We start from the raw sequence: 1,656 nt of genomic DNA, 5'->3' as shown, positions 1-1,656 counted from the left end.
CTCGTGCGGACCGTGATGTGGGCGACGCTGCTGCTCGTGCTCGCCCCGTGCCTGTTCGGTGTCGGTTGCCTGGCCGTGATGGCCACGAACGCCTCGGAGAGCGGCTCCGAGCAGCAGGACGGCCCGCCACCCGCCGCCGTGGAGGAGCCCGCGCCCGGCGGCGGTGACACCGTGGCCCCGGCGGGCACGCCGGTCCGGGACGGCAAGTTCGAATTCAGGGTGGCCGGGCTGGACTACGGCGAACGGGTCGGCTTCCAGAGCGCGCGCGGCGAATTCCTCATCGTCACCCTGGCCGTGCGCAACCACTCCGACGAGACGAAGTGGTTCCTGCCGTTCGGTCAGAAGCTGGTGCTCACCGACGGATCGCGCATCGACCACGACGCCACCGCCACCGCCTGGCAGGCCGTGCAGGACCGTCAGGGCCACACCTTCGAGCTGACGCCGGGTGCGGAGGGCACGGCCGTGCTGGTGTTCGACGTGCCCGACGCGGTGTCGGCCGCCCACCTCGAACTGCACGACTTCGTGCTCTCCGACGGCGTCTCGGTGGCCCTGTACTAGACCTGCTCCCGGCAGCGGCCCCCGGGGTGTGCGCTAGACGGCGGGCTCCTCGCTCGGTGCGGGCGCTCGGCCGTCCCCCTGGTCGCCGAGATCCCCGAACACCGAGTAGACCGCTCGACGTCCGATCTCCAGCGCTCGCGCCAGCAACACGACGTCACGGGCGGTGGAATCCACCGTCGGTGACCCGGCGGGCGGATGGATCTGCAACACCCGGTCGCCGAGTTCGGCGAAGGCCCGGCTCTCGGCCTCCTCCAGAGCGGGCCGGTTCAGGAAGGCGCGATAGGCGCCGGGCGCGACGAATCGCAGATAATTGCCGCCGACCACCTGCTGCACCCGGGAACCGGGCGCGCGCTTCTCGTCGGCGCGGCGGGTGCGCAGCACCAGGAAATGGGTGCCGCCCGCGCGGGCGGCCGCACGGATCGGGATGGGCTCGGCGATCCCGCCGTCGAAGTAGGGCACGCCGTCGATCACCAGCGGCCCGCCCGCGAGGATCGGCAGATTGGCGGTGGCGCGCAGCACCCGCATGAGGCTGCGCTTGTCGTGGATGCACGGCCGCAGGTCCACCGGCTTGCCGGTGCGCCCGTCGGTGGCGATGGGGTGCAGGGTGGTCGGGTGCTCGAGGATGGCGTCGAAATCCATCGGCTCGACGCCGTCGTACACGCGGTGCACCAGATAGCGCACATCGAAGGCGGCGCCGCCGCGCAGGATCCGCGCCGGGTTGATCACGGCATTCATGATCTGCGGATTCGACCACGAGCGCATGCCGGGCACCGCGCGCCCGGACAGCAGCCAGGCGCCGTTGATGGCCCCCGCCGAGGTGCCGTACACGGCGTCGAAGATCGAGGACAGCCCGAGTTCTTCCATCGCCTGGACCATGCCGCTGGAGTACACGCCACGGCTGCCGCCGCCTTCGACGACGAGGAACAGCCGATGGCCGTCGGCCCGGGAACCGGTCGCTTTCCGGCCGCGGATGATGTCGGCCACGGGAGAGTTCGACAACACCCGGACACCATACGCCGAGGGGGGGGGGGGGGGGGGGGGGGGGGGGCGGCGCCCCCCGCCGCGCCCCGGGGGGGGGGGGTTTGTGGAGGGGCCCGG

General features: G+C 72.3%; 2 protein-coding genes. One reads left to right on the top strand and one right to left on the bottom strand.

Going from position 1 to position 1,656, the window contains the following annotated elements; all coding sequences use genetic code 11:
* The coding region (locus QH283_RS28525; RefSeq protein WP_280506027.1) for a DUF4352 domain-containing protein at positions 1-558 on the top strand (558 nt) is incomplete at its 5' end.
* 33 nt (positions 559-591) lie between these two features.
* On the opposite strand, the gene QH283_RS28520 is transcribed toward QH283_RS28525, so the two are convergent.
* The gene (locus QH283_RS28520; protein ID WP_280506028.1) at positions 592-1,542 is read right to left on the bottom strand and encodes a patatin family protein; all 951 of its coding nucleotides are present in this window, start codon (positions 1,540-1,542) and stop codon (positions 592-594) included.
* Positions 1,543-1,656: the final 114 nt, after the last annotated feature.

It is taken from the genome of Nocardia farcinica, from assembly GCF_029867845.1.
Lineage (GTDB): Bacteria > Actinomycetota > Actinomycetes > Mycobacteriales > Mycobacteriaceae > Nocardia > Nocardia farcinica_A.
Note: the sequence above shows the minus strand (reverse complement) of the source record. Positions and strands in the feature narration are given on the sequence as shown.